The organism is Streptomyces longisporoflavus, assembly GCF_014649775.1.
Taxonomy (GTDB): Bacteria; Actinomycetota; Actinomycetes; order Streptomycetales; family Streptomycetaceae; genus Streptomyces; species Streptomyces longisporoflavus.
On sequence record NZ_BMTR01000013.1, the window covers coordinates 1 to 21062 of the forward strand.

20 protein-coding genes are annotated in these 21062 nt (G+C 69.3%); 5 read left to right on the forward strand and 15 right to left on the reverse strand.

The genetic code is table 11. From position 1 onward, the window contains the following. Positions 1-121 precede the first annotated feature (121 nt). The 12 genes from IE226_RS25270 to IE226_RS25325 all read right to left on the reverse strand — a co-directional run bounded on the left by IE226_RS25270 (position 122) and on the right by IE226_RS25325 (position 13999). Entirely contained in the window at positions 122-793 is a 672-nt protein-coding gene (locus tag IE226_RS25270; protein ID WP_190083663.1) for a response regulator, read from the reverse strand. Continuing rightward, positions 790-2085: a sensor histidine kinase gene (locus tag IE226_RS25275; protein ID WP_190083664.1), complete on the reverse strand. Its 1296-nt coding sequence runs from the start codon at positions 2083-2085 to the stop codon at positions 790-792. The genes IE226_RS25270 and IE226_RS25275 overlap by 4 nt, the downstream gene beginning before the upstream one ends. Before the next feature lie 66 nt (positions 2086-2151). After that, complete coding sequence (locus IE226_RS25280; protein ID WP_190083665.1) at positions 2152-2952, reverse strand: ABC transporter permease; 801 nt, start codon at positions 2950-2952, stop codon at positions 2152-2154. Continuing rightward, positions 2949-3884, reverse strand: coding sequence for an ATP-binding cassette domain-containing protein (locus IE226_RS25285; RefSeq protein ID WP_190083666.1), 936 nt, complete (start codon positions 3882-3884; stop codon positions 2949-2951). Before IE226_RS25285 ends, IE226_RS25280 begins: the two co-directional genes overlap by 4 nt. 114 nt (positions 3885-3998) lie before the next feature. Then, positions 3999-5534, reverse strand: coding sequence for a type VI secretion protein (locus tag IE226_RS25290; protein ID WP_229871531.1), 1536 nt, complete (start codon positions 5532-5534; stop codon positions 3999-4001). A gap of 3 nt (positions 5535-5537) precedes the next feature. After that, positions 5538-6968 (reverse strand): ATP-binding protein, encoded by a 1431-nt coding sequence (locus IE226_RS25295; protein WP_190083667.1) that lies wholly within the window; start codon positions 6966-6968, stop codon positions 5538-5540. 18 nt (positions 6969-6986) lie between these two features. After that, on the reverse strand, positions 6987-8546 hold the full coding sequence (locus tag IE226_RS25300) for an SCO6880 family protein (RefSeq protein ID WP_190083668.1): 1560 nt from the start codon (positions 8544-8546) through the stop codon (positions 6987-6989). Beyond that, positions 8543-9892 carry a hypothetical protein gene (locus IE226_RS25305; protein ID WP_190083669.1) on the reverse strand — a complete coding sequence of 450 codons (1350 nt, stop codon included), beginning with the start codon at positions 9890-9892 and terminating at the stop codon, positions 8543-8545. The genes IE226_RS25300 and IE226_RS25305 overlap by 4 nt, the downstream gene beginning before the upstream one ends. Continuing rightward, positions 9882-10718: a DUF8175 domain-containg protein gene (locus IE226_RS25310; RefSeq protein WP_190083670.1), complete on the reverse strand. Its 837-nt coding sequence runs from the start codon at positions 10716-10718 to the stop codon at positions 9882-9884. Before IE226_RS25310 ends, IE226_RS25305 begins: the two co-directional genes overlap by 11 nt. 222 nt (positions 10719-10940) lie before the next feature. After that, a complete protein-coding gene (locus IE226_RS25315) occupies positions 10941-11249 on the reverse strand; it encodes a DUF8827 family protein (RefSeq protein ID WP_190083671.1) in 309 nt (102 codons plus the stop codon). A gap of 286 nt (positions 11250-11535) precedes the next feature. Continuing rightward, positions 11536-12912, reverse strand: coding sequence for a hypothetical protein (locus IE226_RS25320; protein WP_190083672.1), 1377 nt, complete (start codon positions 12910-12912; stop codon positions 11536-11538). A gap of 865 nt (positions 12913-13777) precedes the next feature. After that, positions 13778-13999 carry a hypothetical protein gene (locus tag IE226_RS25325; protein WP_190083673.1) on the reverse strand — a complete coding sequence of 74 codons (222 nt, stop codon included), beginning with the start codon at positions 13997-13999 and terminating at the stop codon, positions 13778-13780. Positions 14000-14150: 151 nt separating this feature from the next. Here IE226_RS25325 and IE226_RS25330 point away from each other — a divergent pair, with 151 nt between their 5' ends. Next, positions 14151-14903, forward strand: a complete 753-nt coding sequence (locus IE226_RS25330; protein ID WP_229871532.1) for a TetR/AcrR family transcriptional regulator — start codon at positions 14151-14153, stop codon at positions 14901-14903. Here the strand turns inward: IE226_RS25330 and IE226_RS25335 are convergent. Beyond that, positions 14900-15556, reverse strand: coding sequence for a hypothetical protein (locus tag IE226_RS25335; RefSeq protein WP_190083675.1), 657 nt, complete (start codon positions 15554-15556; stop codon positions 14900-14902). The genes IE226_RS25330 and IE226_RS25335 overlap by 4 nt on opposite strands. 144 nt (positions 15557-15700) lie before the next feature. Here IE226_RS25335 and IE226_RS25340 point away from each other — a divergent pair, with 144 nt between their 5' ends. After that, on the forward strand, positions 15701-16348 hold the full coding sequence (locus tag IE226_RS25340) for an NADPH-dependent F420 reductase (RefSeq protein ID WP_190083676.1): 648 nt from the start codon (positions 15701-15703) through the stop codon (positions 16346-16348). 46 nt (positions 16349-16394) lie between these two features. Here the strand turns inward: IE226_RS25340 and IE226_RS25345 are convergent, their stop codons facing one another. Beyond that, complete coding sequence (locus IE226_RS25345) at positions 16395-17096, reverse strand: DUF4232 domain-containing protein (RefSeq protein WP_190083677.1); 702 nt, start codon at positions 17094-17096, stop codon at positions 16395-16397. A 261-nt stretch (positions 17097-17357) separates the two neighbouring features. Here IE226_RS25345 and IE226_RS25350 point away from each other — a divergent pair, with 261 nt between their 5' ends. Then, positions 17358-18209, forward strand: a complete 852-nt coding sequence (locus tag IE226_RS25350) for a hypothetical protein (protein WP_190083678.1) — start codon at positions 17358-17360, stop codon at positions 18207-18209. Positions 18210-18255: 46 nt separating this feature from the next. Here IE226_RS25350 and IE226_RS25355 read toward each other — a convergent pair whose 3' ends face one another. Next, a complete protein-coding gene (locus tag IE226_RS25355; protein ID WP_190083679.1) occupies positions 18256-18546 on the reverse strand; it encodes a DUF397 domain-containing protein in 291 nt (96 codons plus the stop codon). Between the two features lie 145 nt (positions 18547-18691). Here IE226_RS25355 and IE226_RS25360 point away from each other — a divergent pair, with 145 nt between their 5' ends. Next, on the forward strand, positions 18692-19702 hold the full coding sequence (locus IE226_RS25360) for a C40 family peptidase (protein ID WP_190083680.1): 1011 nt from the start codon (positions 18692-18694) through the stop codon (positions 19700-19702). Positions 19703-20007: 305 nt separating this feature from the next. Beyond that, positions 20008-20742 (forward strand): phosphatase PAP2 family protein, encoded by a 735-nt coding sequence (locus IE226_RS25365; protein WP_190083681.1) that lies wholly within the window; start codon positions 20008-20010, stop codon positions 20740-20742. Positions 20743-21062: the final 320 nt, after the last annotated feature.

The window sequence follows — 21062 nt, forward strand, 5'->3', positions numbered from 1 at the left end:
ACAGCGCCGATGGTACTGCAGGGGGGACCCTGTGGGAGAGTAGGACGCCGCCGAACTATTATTGACGGGAAACCCCCGCACCCTCTGGGTGCGGGGGTTTTCTGCGTTCCGGACCCATTTCCTACTCCGGGCTCACCAATTTCGTGTCGTACGCCAGGATCACCGCCTGCACCCGGTCTCTCGCGCCCGTCTTCGAGAGAATGCGTCCGACGTGAGTCTTCACCGTTGATTCGGCGAGATGCAGCCGACCTGCGATCTCCGCGTTCGTCCAGCCCTGCCCGATGACCGTCAGGATTTCGCGCTCCCGGTCGGTCAGTGCGGCCAGACGCGGGTCCCGTGACAGGTCGCTTTCCTCGCCGGTCCGCGTCGGGAGGTGATCCGCGAAGGCGTCGAGGAGACGGCGGGTCAGGCTCGGGGCCACGACCGCGTCTCCCGTGGCGACCGCGCGGATACCGGCGAGGAGTTCCTCCGGCAGTGCGTCCTTGATGAGGAAACCCGAGGCTCCCGCGCGCAGGCCCGCGTACGCGTACTCGTCGAGGTCGAATGTCGTGAGGATCAGGACGCGGGTGCGGTCGCCGGCGGCCACGATGCGGCGCGTGGCCTCGATGCCGTCCAGGCCCGGCATGCGGATGTCCATCAGGGCGACGTCCGGGTGGAGTTCGGCCGCCATGCGGACCGCCTCGCTGCCGTTGCCCGCCTCGCCCACCACCTCCATGTCGTCCTGGCTTTCCAGGAGCATGCGAAAGCCGAAGCGTTGCATCGGCTGGTCGTCGACGATGAGTACGGTCGTCACTGAGGGGAGTCCTTGAGTTCTTCGGGGAGATGGAGTCTTACCTGCCAGCCGCCTGCCGGTTGCCGCAGCGGGCCCGCCTCAAGTGTCCCGTCGTACAGCGCCGTTCGCTCGCGCATTCCCGTGAGACCCCGGCCGGGCGCATCACCGGGTGAGGGGACGAGAGATCCGGTGGGGTCGGCCCCCGTGCCCGTGCCCGTGTCCGTCACCGTCGCCCGCACCCCGTCGTCGCCGTACACGACCTCCACGTACGCCGTCGCCTCCGGACCGCCGTGTTTGAGGGTGTTCGTGAGGGCCTCCTGGACGACGCGGTAGACCGTCAGTTGGCGGCCCGCCGGGAGGGAGTCCGGGCGGCCTCGCACCGTGCTGCGGACCGGAAGCCCCGCGGCCCGTACTCCGTCGATGAGCTGATCGAGGTCGGTCAGGGCGGGCTGGGGAGCGAGTGCGGCGGCCTCCCCCGGGGTCTCCTCGCGCAGGACGTCCAGGAGCCGGCGCAGTTCCGTCAGGGCCTGGCGGCTGGTCGTGCCGATGGCCGTGAGCGCTTGGGCGGCACGTTCCGGGGACTTGGCGGCGGCGTACGAACCGCCGTCCGCGAGGGTCGTGATGACCGAGAGATTGTGGCCGATGATGTCGTGCATCTCGCGGGCTATGCGGGTGCGTTCGGCATTGGTGGCGAGCTGCGCCTGCTGGTCGCGTTCGACTTCGAGCTGCCGGGCGCGTTCCACGAGGGCCTCGGTGTAATCCTGGCGTGAGCGCACCGCGATGCCGAGGAGGGCGACGAGGGCGTACGCCCACACGTACGGGACGATCTGCTGGTCCCAGCTGTTCTCCGGGTAGCGGAACGCGCCCACGACGAGCGGTGCGGTCATCATGAGGCCCGCAACGCCCAGCGTCTTCAGGGGCAGCCACATCGCCACGCTGAACAGGACGATCATCTGGATCAGCGAGGCCTGGAGCATGGCACCGGTCCAGCTGCTGACCAGGCTCGCGGCGACCATGACGGTGAGGGCCGCCATCGGGCGGCGGCGGCGCCACAGCAGCGGTAGCGACAGCGCGGTGCTGAGCAGGAAGATGAGCCAGCCCGGCACGGCCGTGTTCGGTGCGGTGTTGCGCCAGCCGCCTGCGGCGTCGACGAGGGCGGCCACCACGAAGAAGCCGGTGACCAGCAGGTCCCAGACGAGCGGGCGGCGCCTGTCGAAGGCGCGCACCCGCTGTGTCGAACGCTGGAGGAGCCGGGTGAGGGGATGCGGCGCGGTGCGGGGCTCGTCGTGCGGCGCGGTGCGTGGCTCGGTCACGGCCTCATCCTCGTACAGGATTTGCTCGTACAGGGTTTGCTCGTACAGGAGTTGGATGTTCGGGCGTCATACGTCGCGACGCTTGAGCAGCACGGATGCCGCGGAGATGACCGCCGCCGACCAGAGGGCGAGCGTGATCAGGGCCGTGCCCGGCGCGATGGTGTTCTCCACCCGGGCCACCGATCCGAGGGCGCTCGCCGCCTGGGCGGGGAAGTACTTGACGGCGGTGTCCACGGCGCTGAACGGCATCATGGTCACGACCTCGGGCAGGATCAGGACGGCGCCGACGAAGGCGCCGATGGCTCCGGGCACCGAGCGGAACAGGGCGCCGAGGCCGAGCGCGATGAGGCTGAGCAAGGTGAGGGCCGCGGCGCTGGACGCGAGGGCGCCGAGCACGCCGGAGTCGGTGAGGGACAGTTCCTTGTCGGTGCCGGAGAGCCAGATCTGGGCGGCGAGGAACGTGACGACGTTCGTCACGAAGCACACAGTGAAGGCGACCGCCGTGAAGAGGCCCGCCTTGGACCACAGGACGGGCAGGCGGCTCGGGACGGCCGCGAGCGATGCCCGGATCATGCCCGTCGAGTACTCGCCCGCGGTGACGAGGATGCCGAGCACGGCGAGGCAGATCTGGGAGAGCTGGGTGCCGAAGAGGGTGAAGACGATCGTGTCGATGTCGGCGTCGTCCCCGTCGTAGGTGACGCCCATCGTGATGCCGACGGCGAGGACGAGGGCGCACCCGGTGAGCAGCGTGATCCAGGTGGAGCGGAGCGTCCACAGCTTGTGCCATTCGGAGCGCAGGACGCCCTTGGTGCTCAGCCGGTACGCCGACGGGGCCGGCCTGGTGGGGGTGAGAGTGCCGGTGCTCATGCTGCGGCTCCTTCCGGCTGCGGTGCGATGGATGGGGTGACGTACTCGACCGAGTCCCGGGTGAGGTCCATGAACGCCTGCTCCAGCGAGGCGGTCTGCGGGGTCAGTTCGAAGAGGGGGATGCCGTTGCGCGCCGCGGTGCGGCCGATGTGTTCGCCGTCGGTGCCGCGTACGTCGAGGACGCCCGGCGCGTCACTCGTGATCTGTACCCCCGGCTCGGCGAGCAGCTCGGCGAGGAGGCCCGCCTCGGGGGTGACGACCTTGACCGAGCCGGTGCCCGACTCGCGTACGAACCTCTCGACCGTGGTGTCCGCGAGGAGCCTGCCGCGGCCGATGATGATCAGGTGCTCGGCGGTCAGCGCCATCTCGCTCATCAGGTGCGAGGAGACGAGGACCGTACGTCCCTCTGCGGCAAGGGACTTGAGGAGGTTGCGGATCCACAGGACGCCCTCGGGGTCGAGGCCGTTGACCGGTTCGTCGAGGATGACCGCGGCCGGGTCGCCGAGGAGCGCGGCCGCGATGCCGAGGCGCTGGCCCATGCCGAGCGAGAAGCCCTTCACGCGCTTGCGGGCGACGTCGTGGATGCCCGCGAGGTCCAGGACCTCGTCGACGCGGCGGCGCGGGATGCCGTGCGTGTGGGCCAGGGCCATCAGGTGGTGGAAGGCGGTGCGGCCCGGGTGGACGGACCGGGCCTCCAGGAGCGCGCCCACCTCGTGCAGGGGCGCGGTGTGGGTCGCGTACGGCCGGTCGCCGATGGTGGAGCGTCCGCGGGTCGGCGCGTCCAGGCCGAGGAGCATCCGCATGGTGGTGGACTTGCCGGCGCCGTTGGGGCCGAGGAAGCCGGTGACGGTGCCGGGGCGGACGGTGAAGGACAGGTCCTCCACGACGGTCTTCTCGCCGTAGCGCTTGGTGAGTTCGTATGCCCGAATCATGCTTCTGATGCTGGCGTCCGCGGGGGCGCGGGGCGTCGGACCAGGGGCGGGACGTGGGCGGGCGGGGGTAGTACCGGGGTACGACAGTGACCCTGAGAGGCCGACCCCGCCTGCTCAGCCGGGGAGTTCCGCGTGCGGCCAGCGGGTGCGGGCCTGTTCGCGGGAGCGGAGGAGGGCCAGGGTGGGCAGGCCGCGGTCCGCGCCGGTGGCCAGGAGCTCCGGGAGCTGGGGGAGCGGGGCCACGGCGGCCACGTCGTCGAGGACCAGGGTCATTGGTGGGTCGAGCCGACCGGAGGATGACCGTTCGGCCATGCGCCGGCCGTGCTCGACCACGCTTGAGGCGAGTGCCGTGAGGAGGGGCATCGCGCCTGGTCCCTGGGGTGACTTGGGGTCCTCGATCGGTTCACCCACCACAAAAAGCGTGCCCCCTTCATCGATGAAGGAATCCAGGGTGAGGGCATCGGTTCGGTTCGGGGTGCAGGATTCCCGTACGTTGAGGGTGAAGAGCGCGGAGAGGGCGCGTGCCGTCAACTCCTGCGCGATGTCCCGGCGTTCCGGGTACGCCGTGAGTGCCGCCTCCAGCTCGCCCGCGGCTCCCGAGGCCGCCTTCTGGTGGGTGCGGAGGATGCGGACCGCGTCTTGGACGCCCGTTCCCTGGGCCCAGCGGTGTACGTGCTTGATGGGGCGGCCGTCCACCGCTGCGGCGTGCAGGAAGCTGCGGAGGAGGGTTTCCGCGGTGTCGGCGACGGTGCTGTCCAGCTTGGCGCTGGGCCTTATGGCGGCAAGGAGGGCGGTGGCCCGTTGCGCGGCCACTGCCTTGTCCTCGCAGTTCGCCGTGGGGGACCAGTGCATTCTTGCGGGGGTGTCACAGAGGTGGGAGGGGTCGTAGACCAGGACCGGGCCGAGCTTCGCCCTGGCGTCCTTCGTCTCCTCCCACAGGGTGGGGTCCGAGGTGAGGACGAGGGCTGCGCCCTCCGCGTCTCGGATTGCCTCTGCTGCGAGGGGTCTGCGGGTTTCCTGGGGGCCCAGTACCAGGGGGGTACGGGGGGTGGGGACTGTGGCCTGCTCGATGCTGGGCTGCTCCGGGCTCGGTGGTTCCGTGCCCGGTGTCTCGATGCCCGGCGGCTCTTGGCCGGGCACCTCGGCCGGGGCGGGGCCGGCGCTCATGTCATCCGCACCCGGCGCTGCGGGCTGTGCCCACCCGTCCCGCCCTGCGGGACGCCTGCCCACAGCGGGTACAGCTTCAGCCGGCGCCCGTCTCGCCCTCCGTACCGCCCGCCAGCGCGTCACCGTCCCCATGACGAAGATCGTGAGCACCACCAGGACCATCAGCTGGCCGATCAAGAGGCCCCAGAACAAGCCGTAGCCCGTGAGTTGCGCGGCCGGAGTCGCCGGCCAGGCGCCCGCGATGTCGTGCGGCTCCTGGACGAGGTGCCGCATCGCCACCGGCGTATTGCCGAAGGTGACGTGCTCGGGCCAGGAGCCGTGCGAGAACAGGCCCGCGAGGCCCGTGGCCGACCAGACGAGGACCGTCAGGCCGAGCACGAAGGCGAGTCCGCCCACCAGGAGGCCGTCGGGAATGCCCCGCTCCCGTGACTCGCGCCGTCCGCCCCGGTAGCCGTGCTCGGGCTCAGGCCCCCGGTATCCCATCGCTCATGCCACCCCGGAACGCGACGACGAAGGACCGTTCATCTGCTGCTCCATGTACGCCGCACGCTCCTCCGCCTCCAGATCCGCGGCCCGCAGCGCGTCGTCGCCGAGGAGTTGGTCCGTCGCGTCCACCGACGATTCGGTCATGGCGCGGTCGGTGAAGACCAGGGGGCGTTCGGTCTCGGTGATCAGATGCTTGACCACCTGGACGTTGCCGTTCACGTCCCATACGGCGATGCCGGGCGTGAGGGTGGGGATGATCTCCACCGCCCAGCGCGGCAGGCCGAGTACCCGGCCCGTGGCTCTCGCCTCGTCCGCCTTCTGGGCGTAGATCGTGCGCGTCGACGCCATCTTCAGGATCGCCGCCGCCTCCTTGGCCGCGGCCCCGTCCACCACGTCGCTCAGGTGGTGGACCACCGCCACGAAGGACAGACCGAGCCGCCGCCCGAACTTCAGCAGGCGCTGGAAGAGCTGGGCCACGAACGGCGAGTTGATGATGTGCCAAGCCTCTTCCACCAGGAAGATGCGCTTCTTGCGGTCCGGGCGGATCCACGTGTGTTCGAGCCAGACGCCCACGATCGCCATCAGGATCGGCATCGCGATCGAGTTGCGGTCGATGTGCGAGAGGTCGAAGACGATGAGCGGCGCGTCCAGGTCGATGCCGACCGTCGTCGGGCCGTCGAACATTCCCCGCAGGTCACCGTCGACCAGGCGGTCCAGGACGAGCGCGACGTCCAGACCCCATGCCCGTACGTCGTCTATGGCGACGTTCATCGCTTCCGCGGACTCCGGCTCCGGGTGCCTGAGCTGTTCCACGATGTCCGTCAGGACGGGCTGGCGCTCCACGATCGTCTCGTTCACGTACGCGTGGGCGACCTTGAGCGCGAAGCCCGAGCGCTCGTCGAGCCCGTGCCCCATCGCGACCTCGATGATCGTGCGGAGCAGGGCGAGCTGGCCCGTCGTGGTGATCGAGGGGTCCAGCGGGTTGAGGCGGATGCCCATGTCGAGCGCGGCCGTCGGGTCCAGGCGGATGGGAGTTATCCCCAGCTCCTGGGCGATGAGGTTCCATTCGCCCACGCCGTCCTCGCCCTGTGCGTCGAGGACGACGACCTGCCGGTCCTTGAACCGCAACTGCCGCAGGACGTACGTCTTCTCCAGCGCCGACTTGCCGTTGCCCGACTCGCCGAGGACCAGCCAGTGCGGGGCGGGGAGCTGCTGCCCGTACAGCTGGAAGGGGTCGTAGATGTAGCCCTTGCCGGAGTACACCTCTCGCCCGATGATCACGCCCGAGTCACCGAGGCCGGGGGCGGCCGTCGGCAGGTAGACCGCCTGGGCCTGCCCCGTCGACGTACGCACCGGGAGTCTGGTCGTCTCCACCTTCCCGAAGAGGAAGGACGTGAAGGCGTCCGTGAGGATGGTCAGCGGATCCCGCATTTTTGGCAGCCCTCAGCTCTAGCGTCGGATGCCGGTCGCGAACGGCAGCGTGTTGACGAAGGCCCTGTGGTGCTCGCGGTCGCACCACTCCAGCTTCAGATACGACTTCCCGGCCGAGGCCCGGATGGTGCGCTTGTCGCGCGCGAGGGCTTCGGGGGAGCGGGACGACACGGTGATGTAGCCGACGAGATTGACGCCGGCCGCGCCGCTCGCGAGGTCCTCGCCGCGCTGGTCGAGGCGGGAGTTCGACGCGATGTCGCGGGGGTCGACGGTGCGGTTCAGCTTCGCCTGGCGGCTCGCCTCCGCCTCGTCGTTCGTCTTCTCCGTCAGCATGCGCTCGATGGCGACCTCGGTGGGTTCGAGGTCCATGGTCACCGCGACCGTACGGATCACGTCCGGGGTGTGGACGAGCAGCGGGGCGAGGAAGTTGACGCCGACCGGGGTCATCGGCCACTCCTTCACCCAGGCCGTGGCGTGGCACCAGGGCGCGCGGGTGGAGGACTCGCGGGTCTTCGCCTGGAGGTAGGTGGGCTCCATGGCGTCGAGCTCGGCGGGCCAGGCGTTGCGCTTCGTCATCGCCTGGATGTGGTCGATGGGGTGGTCCGGGTCGTACATGGAGTGCACGAGCGAGGAGAGACGTCCCTGCCCGAGGGGCTGGCGCACCCGGATGTCGGCTTCCTGGAGCCGCGAGCAGATGTCGGTCAGCTCGCGCGCCATGACGACGGCGAGACCGGCGTCCTTGTCGAGCTTCCGGCCGCCGTGCGGACGGCTGGCGCGGGCCATGGCCTGGGCCTCGGCGGCCAGTTCGCGGGAGTAGTGCATGCAGGCCACGAGATAGGCGCGGTGCTGCTCACTGCTGGTGGACACCATCGACTGGAGCTGCTCGTACGACTGCTGGAGCCAGGGCAGCGCCCGGTCGTCGCCCCGGACGGTGACGTCCTTGGCGTGGGCGTCCGGGTCGGCCGGGAGCGTGCGCGCGAGCATCTGGAGCCGCGTCACGAACCCGTCGCCGTTGGCGACGTGCTTGAGCAGCGTCCCGAAGCGGTCGACCAGCGCCTCCTGGTCCTCGGAGTCGCGCAGGCCGACGCCGGGACCCTCGATCTCGATGGCGGCGGTGACGGTACGCCGGTCGGCGTGCAGCAGTACGGCGATCTCATCCGGCCCGAAGGGCGCGGCGAGCCAGCTGATGCGTCCGATGCCCGGCGGCGGGCCGACCTCGACCTCCTTGCCGTCGAGGCGGATACCGGCCTCGGGGGTGGCGGAGCGGTAGGCGGTGCCGCGCTTGAGGGAGCGCTTGAAGCTGCGGTTGATCTCGAACCACTTGAAGAACGTGCGGCCCTTGTAGGGGACGTAGACCGCGGCGATCGCGAGCATGGGGAAGCCCATGAGCAGCACGATGCGCAGGGAGAGGACGGGGACGAGGAGCCCGCACATCATCCCGAGGAAGGCTCCCGCGATGATCAGCGCGATCTCGCCGGTCTCCCGGTTCTTGCCGACGATCGCGTTCGGCCTCGCGCGGCCGATCAGATATGTGCGGCGGGGCGCGATCGGTTGCGACACGTGGGACTGAGTCGTCAACGCCCTTCACCTCCCGTGCGTTTGGTACTTCCAGTGGAACCGTTTCCTGAGCCGCCCGGACCGCGGTTGCGCGCGTGCGGAGTACTGGTCGCGCTGCCCCGGGGTGCGGGCGCGGCGGATGGGACAGATCCGCCGCCGTTCGATGAGCCGCCTGAGCCGCCGCCGCCGGCGCGGCCGCTGTGGGCGGCGACGCCGCCGCTGACCGGGTTGGCGGGCCGCGGCTGGTTGTTGCCGCCGCCGCCTCCGCCGCGCGAGCTGTGGGTCTTGATGCCCTGGGAGACGAGGGACGCGGGGGAGGTGATGACGGCCGCGGCGCGGTTCTCGGCGCCCTGGGAGATGCGGTTGTTCCGGGAGTTGGCGATCTCGTCGCCGAAGCCGGGGACGAAGCGGTAGATCATGGCGCTCGCGAAGATGGCGAGCAGAATGATCGAGAGCCCGGAGACGACCGCCGAGAAGGCGTCGGGCCCGTCGTCGGCGGAGAGCGCTCCGGCGAGACCCAGGACGATGACGATGATCGGCTTGACGAGGATGACGGCGATCATGATGCCCGCCCAGCGGCGGACGTGCGTCCACAGGTTCTTGTCGACGAGGCCGGCGTACACGACGGTGCCGAGCAGGGCGCCTACGTAGAGCAGCGCGGCCCTGATCACGAGTTCCAGCCAGAGGATGCCCGCGGCGAGGATCGACACGAGCGAGACGACGATCAGCATGATCGGCCCGCCGCCGATGTCCTCGCCCTTCTTCAGGGCCTCGGAGAACGTCCCGAAGAAGGTGTCGGTCTGCCCGCCGGTGGCCTTCGCGATGACGTCGGAGACGCCGTCGGCCGCCGAGACCACCGTGTAGAGGATCAGCGGCGTGAACGCGGAGGCGAGGACCGTCAGCCACAGGAACCCGATGGCTTCGGAGAGCGCGGTGGTGAGGGGGACGCCTCTCACCGCGCGCTTGGCGACCGCGAGGAGCCAGAGGAGCAGGGTCAGGATGGTGGACGCGGCGAAGACGACCGCGTACTGCTTGAGGAAGCTGGGGTTCGTGAAGTCGACCTCGGCGGTCTCCTTCACGGCGTCGGACAGCTTGTCGACGGTCCAGGACGCGGCTTCGGCGCAGCCCTTTGCCAGGGAGGAGAGGGGGTCGGCGGTGGAGTCTATGGGGGCGTCGGTGGGGTATTTGCCGGCTCCGTCGCCGCTGCTTTCGTTGCCTTTTTCGCAGTACTTTTTGGCGGGGCCGACGATGAGGTCGCAGTTCTCGTCGTCCGGCGCCGCGTACGCACGCGAGGCCAGGAGGATCGCCGCAGGCTGCACGGCCGCAGCCGCGGCCGTGAGCTTCAGGGCACGTCGGCTACCGGGCATAGGTGAACCCTCCGTACTCCTTGACGGCCTTGGCGATCTCGTCGGCCGTGGAGACCTTGTTGTCGCCGTTCACGGGAGCCGGGCCGTCCTTCGAGGAGTACCGCTCGATCTTCCAGTCGCCACCGGACCACCGGAGCTTGAACGTCATGGTGAACCAGTCGTTGCTGACGGGGTTCGTCGTATCCTGCCCGGCTGTGCCGAAGGCGCCGGTGCACCACACCTGCACGGTCGCCGAGCTGTTCGCGTACGCCGTGGTCTTGGTGCCGACAGGCAGCGTCCGGGAGACGTAGGTCTGGCCGGGTTTCGCGTTGCCGTTCGCATCAAGGCCGACCTTGTCCAGGAACTCCTTGGAGTACGTCTTGCCGAAGTCCCGCTCGAGCGCGTCCACCTTGTCGGGCACGAAGATCTGACGCACGATCTCGGTCCTGCGGGTGGGCTTGAGGATGTCGGCCGAGACCAGCGCCACCGCGTAGTTGGATGCGGCGCTCTGCACGCCCTGCTCGCTCTTCGCGAAACCGGAAGGGATACCGGAGGTCTTGCCGTTGACGGGCTTCTGGCCCGTCGCGGCGGTAGGCTCCGGCCCCGCCTTCTCACCCTCCCCGCCCCCGCCCCCGGCATCCTCCCCGCCCCGGTTCGCGAAGGCGATGGCCGCGATGAGGAGGACCACCACGCCGACCACCGTCACGAGGCTCCGTGACGAAGAACGGCCGGATCTGCGCGCTCCCCCGTAGAGGTCCTGGCCGCCGCCCTCGCCCCCGGGAAGCCGCGTCCGGGTCTCACCGGAGCCGCCGTAGAGGCCGCTGTTCCGCTCGTCGTCGAGACTCATGCCGCGTAAGCCCCCTCAACCTCTCGGTGTACCGCCACGTACGACGGTAGCCGTGCTGGTTCCCGCGCGGGCGCGGTGTGGTGACTCGACATCAGGGAGTTGCAACCTCAGCCGGTGGGCACGACGGATGGGTGGGTCAGAAGGGGACAGGGGGATGTAGGGATGGGGGGAGGGGAGGAGGGGGGACAGGTGGGGGGACGGGGACGTGGCGAGCGGTCGGGACTAGACCGCCATGCCGTACACGATGGTGAACACCGTGCCGAGTGATCCGATGATGAAGACGCCGGTCAGACCGGCGATGATCAGACCCTTGCCCTGTTCCGCGCTGAAGGTGTCGCGCAGCGCCGTCGCGCCGATGCGCTGCTTCGCCGCGCCCCAGATCGCGATCCCGAGACAGAGGAGGATGGCGATCGCCATCACGACCTCGATCATCACCCGCGCCTCGTTGCCCAGGCTCCCGAAGGGTCCCCAGTCGGGGGCGATCCCGCCGATGATGGTGGTGATGTCGCCTTTTTCGGCTGCCAAAAGCATGTGTAACTCACCGCCCCTAGTGGGTTGTTCCGTCACCTCTGTCTACCGCGAGCAGAGGACAGCTCATTCTCGCCGACAAATGGGCCAGTGCATGTCGACTTGGCGTCATTCGTTGGCTGAAACGTATGGTCACTCTGTGTATCACGGTGAGTGACGCCGGGCAATGACGGCCCGGCGAGCCCTCTGACCAGGTCTCATTGTGACCTGATCCGGTGACGGTTGCTCACATCATGGGCCATGTACGCCCGTCGAGGCCATCCAAGCCATTTAAGCGATCCAAACCGTCCTAGCCGTCCAGGCCGTCCAGGCCGTCCAGGCCGTCGAGATCGCCGAGGCCGCCGCCCGTCACGACGTACGAGCAGTCGGTGTAGCGGTAGCCGGGCTGGATCTTGCTGCCCTCGGTGTTGTTGCGGACGCCTCCCACGCTGCTCGCGTCGCGCTTGTAGAGGAAGTGGTAGTCGCCCGGCGGCAGGTGGAGTGTCTTGCTCGGATACCCCTTGCCCGCCAGGCAGGCCTTCTTGCCCTCGGCCTTGTCGGTGTACGTCTTGCAGCCGCCGCACGAGGCGAGCTTGAGGCTGCCGGTGACCGGGCCGGTGTAGAGGACTTCGAGCGGGCCGGGGCCGCCGTTCTCGAGGACGTACGCGAGTTTCCCGCCGCCCGGCGACTTGGCCGGGGGCAGGCTGCGGCCGGCCGCGGGGCGGGCCTCGGCGATCTCGGCGGCGATGGCGATGTCCTTGGCGCGGTCGCGCTTGCCGTTGCTCTTGTAGGTCCCGGCGAAGCCGCTGAGCGTCTTGGCCGCGTCCCCGAACTTCCCGTCCTTGAACTCGTCCACGCCGCACGCGTACGTGCCGGACTCCACCGCGCTCGCGGCGTCACCGGAGAGCCCGTCGCCCGTGTCGTCGGGCAGTGCCCCGGCCGTGGAGCCGATGTTGCGGAGTTCCTCGGTGGCCTTGCAGGGGTCGGCGCCCTTCAGGTCCGAGGAGCGCGCGTCGATGGCGTCCCGGATGGCGGGCTCGACCTTCCCGGCCTGGTCGGAGTCGGGGAAGGTGCGCAGCAGCTCGCCGAGCCTGCCGCCGCCGGCCGTCGTGCCCAGGCTCTGGCTGCCGCACTCGTAGAGGGAGGTGGCCAGGCGGTCGTCGGGCCAGGTGGCGAGGGCGCCGAGGCGGCCCTTGCCGAGGGTGCCGGGGAGGGTGCGGAGGTACTCCAGGGGCTTGAGGGCGTCGCAGTACTCGCGCTCGTCGTAAGGGGCGGCGACGGATTTGTAGTACGCGGTGAGGCTGTCCGGCACGCGTTCGGCGGCCTTCGAGCCGGGGTGGTCTTCGCCCAGGTCGCGGTAGATGGCGAGGGCGGCGCGGTAGTCGTCCTCGGCGGCGTCGAAGGTGCGGCCGTCGGCGGCGGTGACGATCCGGTCGGCCTTGTCGAGCCGTTCGAGCAGCATCTCTTCTACGGCTTCGTCGCGGGCGGCGTCGTACGCGATGACGCCTCCGGCGGGGACGGCGAGCAGCACGAGCCCGAGCCCGACGGCGAGGGGTGCGCGCAGCGGCCGGCTCTGGTGCGTACGCAGGGCGCGACGGGCTCCGTCGGCGGCCGCGAGGAGCAGGAAGGCGATGAACCCGACCAGTACACCGCCGGGCACGCCGTCGACCTCGGCGGGCAACGCCACGAAGAGCAGCCCGGCGGTCGCGGCCCAGCAGAGAGCGGCGAGGAGCCACTGCTTCAGGAGGACGTAGCCGACCCCGAGTCCGGTGAGGTTGAGGAGGGCGGCGGAGAGGGCTCGGAGGGGGTCGGGGGTGGGGGCCGGGGGGCTAGGGGGAGGGGTGGGGGCGTAGGTGGGTGGGGCTGTGGGGGGAGGCGGGGTTGGGGGTGTTGTCGGGGGTGCCGTTGGGAGTGGCGTTGGGGGTGCCGTTGGGGGTGGCGGGCCGAACTGGCTTACGTGGGGGGTTTCGGGAGGGGGAGCGGCGGGGGCTGCGGTGGGTGCGGGGTGCCGGCTCGTGGCGGGGCTTGGCTCGGTGGGAGGCGGGCTCGGCTCCGGGGCCGGACGCGGTACTTCGTCCGGCACGGAGGGCTGGCCATTCATCGAGCCGGGCAGGGTGGGTGAGGCGTCTTCCGGCGTCGGCCCGGACGTCGGCCCGGACGTCGGCCCGGACGCCGGCCCGGACGCCGGCTCGTCCCTCGGCTCGTCCCTCGGCTTGTCCCTCGGCTTGTCCCTCGGAACAGAGCCCGAGCCGCTGCCTACGCCGCCGTGCCCACCCGGAATCGCGTCACTGGGCTCGGGCCGCCCACTGACAACCTCGTCCCCCGGCGTGACGTGCTCATCCCCAGGTCGCATGTTCGGCTCCCCCCAGCCGTCACAACGCAGCGCCTTGATTTGCGCTCAATTCCCCAACGATCGGGGAATGTTGGACACCCGTCAACAGTCTGCACAGCGCAGGGCGGCACGGGGCAGCACAGAACAGGGCGGCACGGGGCAGCGCAGGACAGGGCGGCACGGGGGCAGCGAGGGAGCTGCACGCAGCCCGCGCACAGCCTCAGTCCCGCCGCCCGAGCGCCTTCGCCTGCGTATGCGACCACCCGGTCAGGAGCAATCCGGCGGCGACCACCACGACGTAAGCGACCAAGAGAAGCGCGAACCCGCCGGGAAGCCACCCGAGCAGCCCGGCATCATCGTGGTCGATGAGCAGCCGGATGAGGCCTTGCGCGGAGAAACACAGGACGAGGGCGCCGAGGATCTGCAGGATGTCGTATTTCACGTTACGAACGTATCAACGGAGGTACGGCACATCAGCTCTCCCCAAGCATTTTTCCCGACTTACATCACACATTCTGCGCCCTATAGTGAGGAGCGTGCGTGACGAAAATCGAACCCGCTGCACGGTCTGCCGTGCCGGAATGAGTGCTGCGGTGAAGCAACGGGGCCGCCCCGCCCTCTACTGCTCCCGCAGCTGCCAGGCGAGGGCCTACCGGCAGCGGAAACGCCCGCCGGTCCCCGCGCCGGAGCGCCTCGCGCCCACGTCCGACGCCCGGTCGCGCAGACGCCGCCAGATCGCGGAGGCGGTGTGGCGCATCGCCGCGGATCGGGGCCTGGACGCGGCGAGCATGCGGGAGATCGCGGCGGAGGCGGGGGTGTCGCTGAGGGTGGTCCAGTACCACTTCGCCAACAAGCACGAGCTACTCGTCGCCGCCCTGCACCTGCTCCACCGCGAGAACGAACGCCTGGCAAGGACCCGCGTCCACTACGACCCCGCGGACCTGCGTGGCGTGCTCAGCGCGATGCTCGACGAGTTCCTGCCCCTGGACGCCCAGCGGACGATGGCCCTGCGGGTGTTCTCCGCGTACTACGCCCGCAGCCTCACCGACCCCGCGATCGCGGCGGTCTTCCTGAGCGACGAGCACCCCCTGGAGGAGCTCGTCGCCGGTTTCATCGCCACGGCGCAGTCGAGCGGCCAGACGGCCCCGGGCCTGAACGCCCGACGCGAGGCCGACCTCCTGGTGGCAGCGGCGGTCGGCCTGGGCGGAGACGTACTGCACGAGCGCCGCACCCTGGACGACGTACGCGAAACGCTCGACTACCACCTGGACAAGATCTTCAGCCCCGTCCGGGTGCGGGAGGTGGGCGAAGACCTGGACGAGCGGGTCTGCGCAAGGTCGGACTAGGCGTTCGGTGTGACACCGACGCGTCGACCACGTTCGAGGTCCTCGGGCGTGATGCCCCATTCAGCGATGCGATTGCCGTCGCCCTTTCCGAGCCCCTGATCGACGATCTGGAAACGACGGGGCTTCTGTCCGCTCGGAGTCGGCGCGGCGATGAGGCCGACCATGCGCGGATCGCCGGCGAACCAGACGGTCTCGATCTGCGCCTTCAGCTGTGGCTCGGCGCGCGGAGCCAGCCGCCGGGACCACCAGTTGAGGCGGTAGTGCCGGGTGAAGACCACCGGGAGCTGCTGCTGCGGATCGGCAGGGTTGGGCAGCTCGAACCATCCGTGTTGGGGCCCCACGACCTCTGGGTAGTCCGTCAGACCGCGAGGAGCGTCGCGCAGCACCTGCCATGGGAAGGTGCGCAGGATGCGCCGCATGCGCAGAGCTGTCGGGATGTAGCTCGCCTGGACGAGCGCGCGATACGGGCCGTAGATCCAGTACGGCAGGAAGATCCACACGACCCAGTCGGGCGTCTCGGTGGAGATCGCGAGCAGTGCGATCCAGCCGCCGATCCATCCGATGAGCCCGGCCACGTTCAAGAACATGTGCTGCATCCAGGCGCGACGCGTGGGCGGGTGGGCCCACGCCGTGATGAATTCGGCAAGGTTCACTCGGACACTCTCTCTGAAGGAGAGGGGCAGAAGGAGCCGGGGTGCCCGGTGTGGTCTCAGGCTTCAGGAGTACGTCGACGTGTCGACGCCGAGTAGGGCTCGAGCCCGATCCTCTCTGCGACCGCGCCGATTAGCGTCCTGGCCATGCGAATCGGACTGCTCGGAACCGGAAATGTTGCTCGTGCGCTTGCTGCCGGATGGCAGGCGGCAGGGCATGACGTCGTACTGGGGTCTCGGGCCCCGAAGGAGCGGGGGAGCGCGGAGGAGCTGCGGGGATTCGATGTCGCCACGCTCGCGGACACCGCCGCTCACGGAGACGTGTTGGTCAATGCCACGCCCGGGACCGCCTCCATGGATGTGCTGAGAGAGATCGGGGCGGCGGCCCTTGCCGGGAAAGTGATGGTTGACGTCGGTGTCGGGTTCACCGCCGGGGCGGGCGGCGGTATGGATCTCTCCCATCCCAACTACAGCCTCAGCGAGGAGATTCAGGCCGCCTATCCCGACGTGTCGGTGGTCAAGACGCTCGCCACCGTCGACTCCGTGGTCATGAAGGATCCGGGGAGTCTGGAGGAGGAGGCGACCATCTTCCTCTCCGGTGATGATGAGCCGGCAAAGCAGACTGGCCGCCGGCTGCTCGGCGACCTGGGATGGGCCGATGCCTCCCAGTTGGATCTGGGAGGCATCGGGACCGCGCGCGGGCAGGAGCACTTCGCGCTGCTGTTCATGGGGGTGGCTGAGGCGATCGGGTCGTACGGGTTCGGCATCAAGGTCGTTCGGCCGCGGGCCGCCTGAGCCAGTGCCTTAGGAGGTGCCTGGGCGCGGGCTTCGGCGTCGGGTCTCAGCCTGCCGGGGAGTCGCTGACGATGCCGACCGGGCTGATCTCCAGCTTGACCGCGCCCTCGCCGTCCGTCACCGGGAGCGTCCCCGCGGGCCAGTCGAGCGTGACGTGCTTCGGCTCGTTCGGCGGCGTGACAACCAGCTTGGTGATGCGGACGCCCGAGCCGCCCGAGTTGTTGTACGGGAACGTGATGTTGAAGGCGGCGGAGTCGCCGTCCTTCAGGACTCCGGGTACGGCCTGTTCGCCGTTGCGGGCCACGGAGAGGGTGTCGCCCGTGGATGCCGTCAGGTCGACACCCGCGTAGCCCTTGATCGAGCAGTCCCGGCCGCCGCCGTTCTTGAAGACGACGGTGACGACGCCTTCCGTCTTGTCCGTGGTGTTGTCCGTGGCGTTCACTTCGAGCTCGTCGGTACGGCAGATGCCGACCTTGCTGTTGCTGTTGCTGTTGCTGTTGTCGTTGCCGTTGTTGTTGTCGCCGGTGCCTGCGGCCGTGTCCCGGGCGTCTCCGCCATCGGTGCCCTCGCCGCTGTCGGAAGCCTCGCCGCCGGTGCCCGTGTCCGAGCCGCCTCCGTTCTGGTCCGCCGACACGGTGGGCTTGCTGCCCGTGTCCGACGACGCGTTGTCGTCGCCGTTGCAGGCGGTGAGCGAGAGCGCGGCGACGAGGCCGATGACTGCGGCGACGGCCTTACGGGTGTGCTTCATGGGGTCCCCCGAAGTAGTACTGGTGAGTCGTTCATGAGTGCTGCTGGGCTGTGGTGATCACAGCTAAAGGGGCGGGTCCCTGCGGGGGCAAGGGACGGTGGCGGATCCGGGACGCTGGAATGGTTTCCGGCCTCTGACCTGCGGATATGCCCCCTGCCCGGGATGGCGACGTGGGATGCGCCGAGGGCGGGTTGATCATGGACATGCACGTGATCTAGGGTCCCGGCGTCATGACACGACGGGGGAACGGACCACATCACCATGCGTACGCGCATCAGACTGGCCGCGGTTGTCGCGGCGGCGGCTCTCACTCTGACGGTCACTGGTTGTGACGGGGAGGGCGAGGATGAGGCGGGCGGCCGGGGCAAGGCTGCGGACGCGTCCGGGTCTGCCGCGGGTGTCATCTCCGGGGCCGACGGAGGCGCTGACAACGAGTCCGACAACGGGTCCGACAACGAGTCCGACAGCGGCGCCGACTCCGGCTCTGATTCCGGGTCAGGCTCCGGCGTGATCCCCGGCATGGGCTCGAACGAGGGCACGGGCGAGGGCTCGGGCGAGGGCTCGGGCGAGGGCTCGGACGAGGCGTCCACCCGTAACGGCGGTGCCAGTGGCGGGCCCGAAGTCCGGCAGAAGTGGATGCTGGAGAACATGCCGAAGGCGGGCACCGTGATGGCCGCGGGCGAGTACCTCCAGCGCTTCACCACCTGCGAGACGTACAGCATCGACCCCTCCGACGAGCGCTACTACGCCATGGACGAGAAGTTCGACGCGTCCTGGGGCGTGCAGTTCCGCGGGACGTGCGACGACGGCGGGCACGGCTGGATACGGGTCTTCAAGACCAGCGACATGAAGAAGTTCCAGTCCGCCTACCGGGCGGACATCGCCGAGCGGACCAAGACGAGCGAACTCGCCGGAATTCACGGCGGCTTCGCCATCGGCAAGGACTTCGCCGTGATCGCCCCGGACGACCGCACCCTGCGCGACCTGTCGTCCTCAGGGCTCCTGATCCTGAACTGCAACCCGCGGTTCCAGCCCCCGGACGGCGTCTCGACGGCGCCGGCGCTGGTCGAGGGGTGCGTGCTGACGGACGAGTTCGTCCAGAACGAGGGCTAGTCCTGGCCGGGGGCCCGGGCCGCCCGGGCTTGGGCGTTCTCGGCCTTCACCCCTTCTGCGGCCTCGATGCCCTCGACGCCTTCGACGCCTCTTCGCCCTCTACGACCTCTGCACCCTCTACGCCCTCTACGAAGTGGTCGAACTCGCCCGCCTGGACCCCTAGTACGAAGGCGTCCCACTTCTTCTGGGTCGTGGTCACCACGTTCTCCGGATCACTGGTCTCCCGGAGGTACACGGCGTCCTCCGGACCGTACGCGATTTCGATCCAGGGGCCGGGGCCGTCCTCGCCCTCGGGAGCGGCGCGAATCCAGTCGAGGTTCGGGGGGATGTCGTTCACAGTAGGACCTTATTACTCAGGCACCGCGGAGCGCGCGGGACGGGAAACTGCTCCGGGCGGAGGTCGTCGGTGATCCCCCGCGGGCATAGGCGGCCCCTCTACACTGAAGCGCGGCGGACTCCCGCGCGGTGAGGGGTGGTTGACGGTGCGTAAGGCATGGCTGGTCGCGGCCGTTGGCGTCGGCGGGTCGATGAGCTTCATCGCCCTGCTCGTCGTGGGGACGTACGTGGCCGCCGGAAGCAGCGCCGGCGGCGCCGCGCAGGGCAGCGTCGGGCTTGCGAAAGGCGCCGTGCCCGCGAGCTATCAGCCCCTCGTGCAGAAGTGGGGCAATCTCTGCAAAGCCATCAATCCGGCCCTGCTCGCCGCGCAGTTGTACCAGGAGAGCGGTTTCAACCCGAACGCCAAGAGCCCGGCCGCGGCCCAGGGGATAGCGCAATTCATCCCGGGGACCTGGGCCACGCACGGGGTGGACGGCGACGGTGACGGCGATCGCGACGTCTGGGACCCGAAGGACGCCATCCCCTCCGCCGCCTCGTACGACTGCAAACTCGCCGGATACGTCAAGGACGCACCCGGAAACCCGACGAAGAACATGCTCGCCGCGTACAACGCGGGCGCTTACGCCGTCATCAAGTACGGCGGCGTACCGCCTTACCGCGAGACCCAGAATTACGTGAAGACCATCACGAACCTGGAGAAGAGCTTCGCCCGCCCCACCAGCCGGGTACAGCCTTCCCAGCAGTCGGCGGGAGCCATCTACTACGCGCAGAAGAAGCTCGGCACGCCGTATCTGTGGGGCGGCAATGGAACCCCCGAGCAGGGCGGCCGGTTCGACTGCTCCGGACTTACGCTCGCCGCCTATCGAAGCGTCGACATCGATCTGCCGCGCGTCGCGAACGACCAGTACAACGCGGGGCCGCATCCGAAACGGGATGAACTGCTCCCCGGTGACCTGGTGTTCTTCTCGGACGACCTCACCAATTCCCGCGCCATCCGGCATGTGGGGATCTATGTGGGCGGGGGTTACATGATTAACGCTCCGAGGGCCGGTGCGGTGATCCGGTTCGACCCGATCGACACACCGGATTATTTTGGCGCGACTCGTGTCACCGAGGACGGGGCGAATGCCGTGCCCAGCAAGCCTTCCGCGGCATGAGAGCCGCCGTAAATGGCTCATACGGGGCGTGTGCGCGGGGCGTTATGTGGCTTGAACTCTCCGTCAGTACACTTCTCTGAGCTGCGGCGATGAGTCTCTCTTCGATAACGTCTGCGTGATCATTCGGTGGAGAGCGGAACGTAGTGGAGGGGACCACGCGTTCCCTTGACTGAAGTGATCGAAGAGCGCGACCACCCAGTAGCGAGCGGCATTGACCACGCAGCAAGCAGAACTGACCACGGGGGTTGATGGCAGGGCGTACGGCAAGGTGCGCCCGAGGCGAGAAGACAAGGGGCCGCGGCACCATGGCTGGACTCGATACAACCGGGTCGAACCCCGACGTCAGCCTGCTCTACGACATCAACGGCCTGGCTGGGGATTCGCCGGACTGGCTGACCGGCTCGGTGGCATTCGTCGGCGAGTACGGGCTGTTGCTCGCGCTTGTTCTGCTCGTCATCTGGTGTTGGTGGGGGCAGCGAAAGCGCGCGACGCTTGATGATGCCGCTTCATCTGTCGCCGCTGTTGTCTGGGCGCCGTTGGCGGCCGGACTCGCTGTCCTGGTGAATGTGCCGATCCGTGGATTTGTCGAACGGCGGCGGCCTTTCAAGGACCATGACGGCCTTGAGCTCCTTGTGCACGGAAAGACCGACTTCTCCTTCGTGAGCGATCACGCGACGCTCGCGATGGCTCTCGGTGTCGGGCTTTTCGTGGCCAACCGGAAGTTCGGCCTTGTCGGCATAGCTCTCGCCTTGCTCGAAGGGTTCTGCCGCGTCTTTATGGGCGTGCACTATCCGACGGACGTCGTGGGGGGATTCGCGCTCGGGACGGCTGTCGTGCTGCTGCTTTCGCCGTTGGCCATGGCTGTGCTGACGCCTGTCGCCAAGGCTGTCGGGCGAACGGGTCGGGGCGGTCGTCTTGTGTGGGCCGGGGCGCGGGATGAGGCCGTGTCCGAGCTTCCTCGGCGGGCGGCGTCCGAGGCCGAGTCTGAGTCCGGGGCTGGGGCTGGGGCCGGGTCCGATGAGCGGGATCTTGCTGCTTAGCGTCCGCGTCCGCCGCCGCGTCTCCGTCCGCCGTCTCCGGCCCCGTCTCCGGCCCCGTCTCCGGCCCCGTCTCCGGCCCCGTCTCCGGCCCCGGCCCCGTCCCCGTCTCCGTTCGCTTCCTCCGCTCGGCGACGCTTCAGTAGCCACCAGCCTGTGCCTGCCGCTGCCGCGGTTACTCCTGCGGAGGCTGCGGTGAGGGGCCCTGCGGCCGGGTGATCGGGCTCGGCTGTGGTGGCGGCGTGGGCCGCGGGGGCCGCCAGGATCAGTAGGGCGGCTGTTGCGGCTGTCGTGGCTGTTGCGGCCGTGGCGGCTGCGGCTCT

Excerpts from the sequence above, each read along its gene's own strand:
- IE226_RS25280 (WP_190083665.1), bottom strand. The coding sequence starts at position 2,952 with ATGAGCACCGGCACTCTCACCCCCACCAGGCCGGCCCCGTCGGCGTAC.
- IE226_RS25285 (WP_190083666.1), bottom strand. The coding sequence starts at position 3,884 with ATGATTCGGGCATACGAACTCACCAAGCGCTACGGCGAGAAGACCGTC.
- IE226_RS25290 (WP_229871531.1), bottom strand. The coding sequence starts at position 5,534 with ATGGGATACCGGGGGCCTGAGCCCGAGCACGGCTACCGGGGCGGACGG.
- IE226_RS25295 (WP_190083667.1), bottom strand. The coding sequence starts at position 6,968 with ATGCGGGATCCGCTGACCATCCTCACGGACGCCTTCACGTCCTTCCTC.
- IE226_RS25305 (WP_190083669.1), bottom strand. The coding sequence starts at position 9,892 with ATGCCCGGTAGCCGACGTGCCCTGAAGCTCACGGCCGCGGCTGCGGCC.
- IE226_RS25310 (WP_190083670.1), bottom strand. The coding sequence starts at position 10,718 with ATGAGTCTCGACGACGAGCGGAACAGCGGCCTCTACGGCGGCTCCGGT.
- IE226_RS25315 (WP_190083671.1), bottom strand. The coding sequence starts at position 11,249 with ATGCTTTTGGCAGCCGAAAAAGGCGACATCACCACCATCATCGGCGGG.
- IE226_RS25340 (WP_190083676.1), top strand. The coding sequence starts at position 15,701 with ATGCGAATCGGACTGCTCGGAACCGGAAATGTTGCTCGTGCGCTTGCT.
- IE226_RS25345 (WP_190083677.1), bottom strand. The coding sequence starts at position 17,096 with ATGAAGCACACCCGTAAGGCCGTCGCCGCAGTCATCGGCCTCGTCGCC.
- IE226_RS25350 (WP_190083678.1), top strand. The coding sequence starts at position 17,358 with ATGCGTACGCGCATCAGACTGGCCGCGGTTGTCGCGGCGGCGGCTCTC.
- IE226_RS25365 (WP_190083681.1), top strand. The coding sequence starts at position 20,008 with ATGGCTGGACTCGATACAACCGGGTCGAACCCCGACGTCAGCCTGCTC.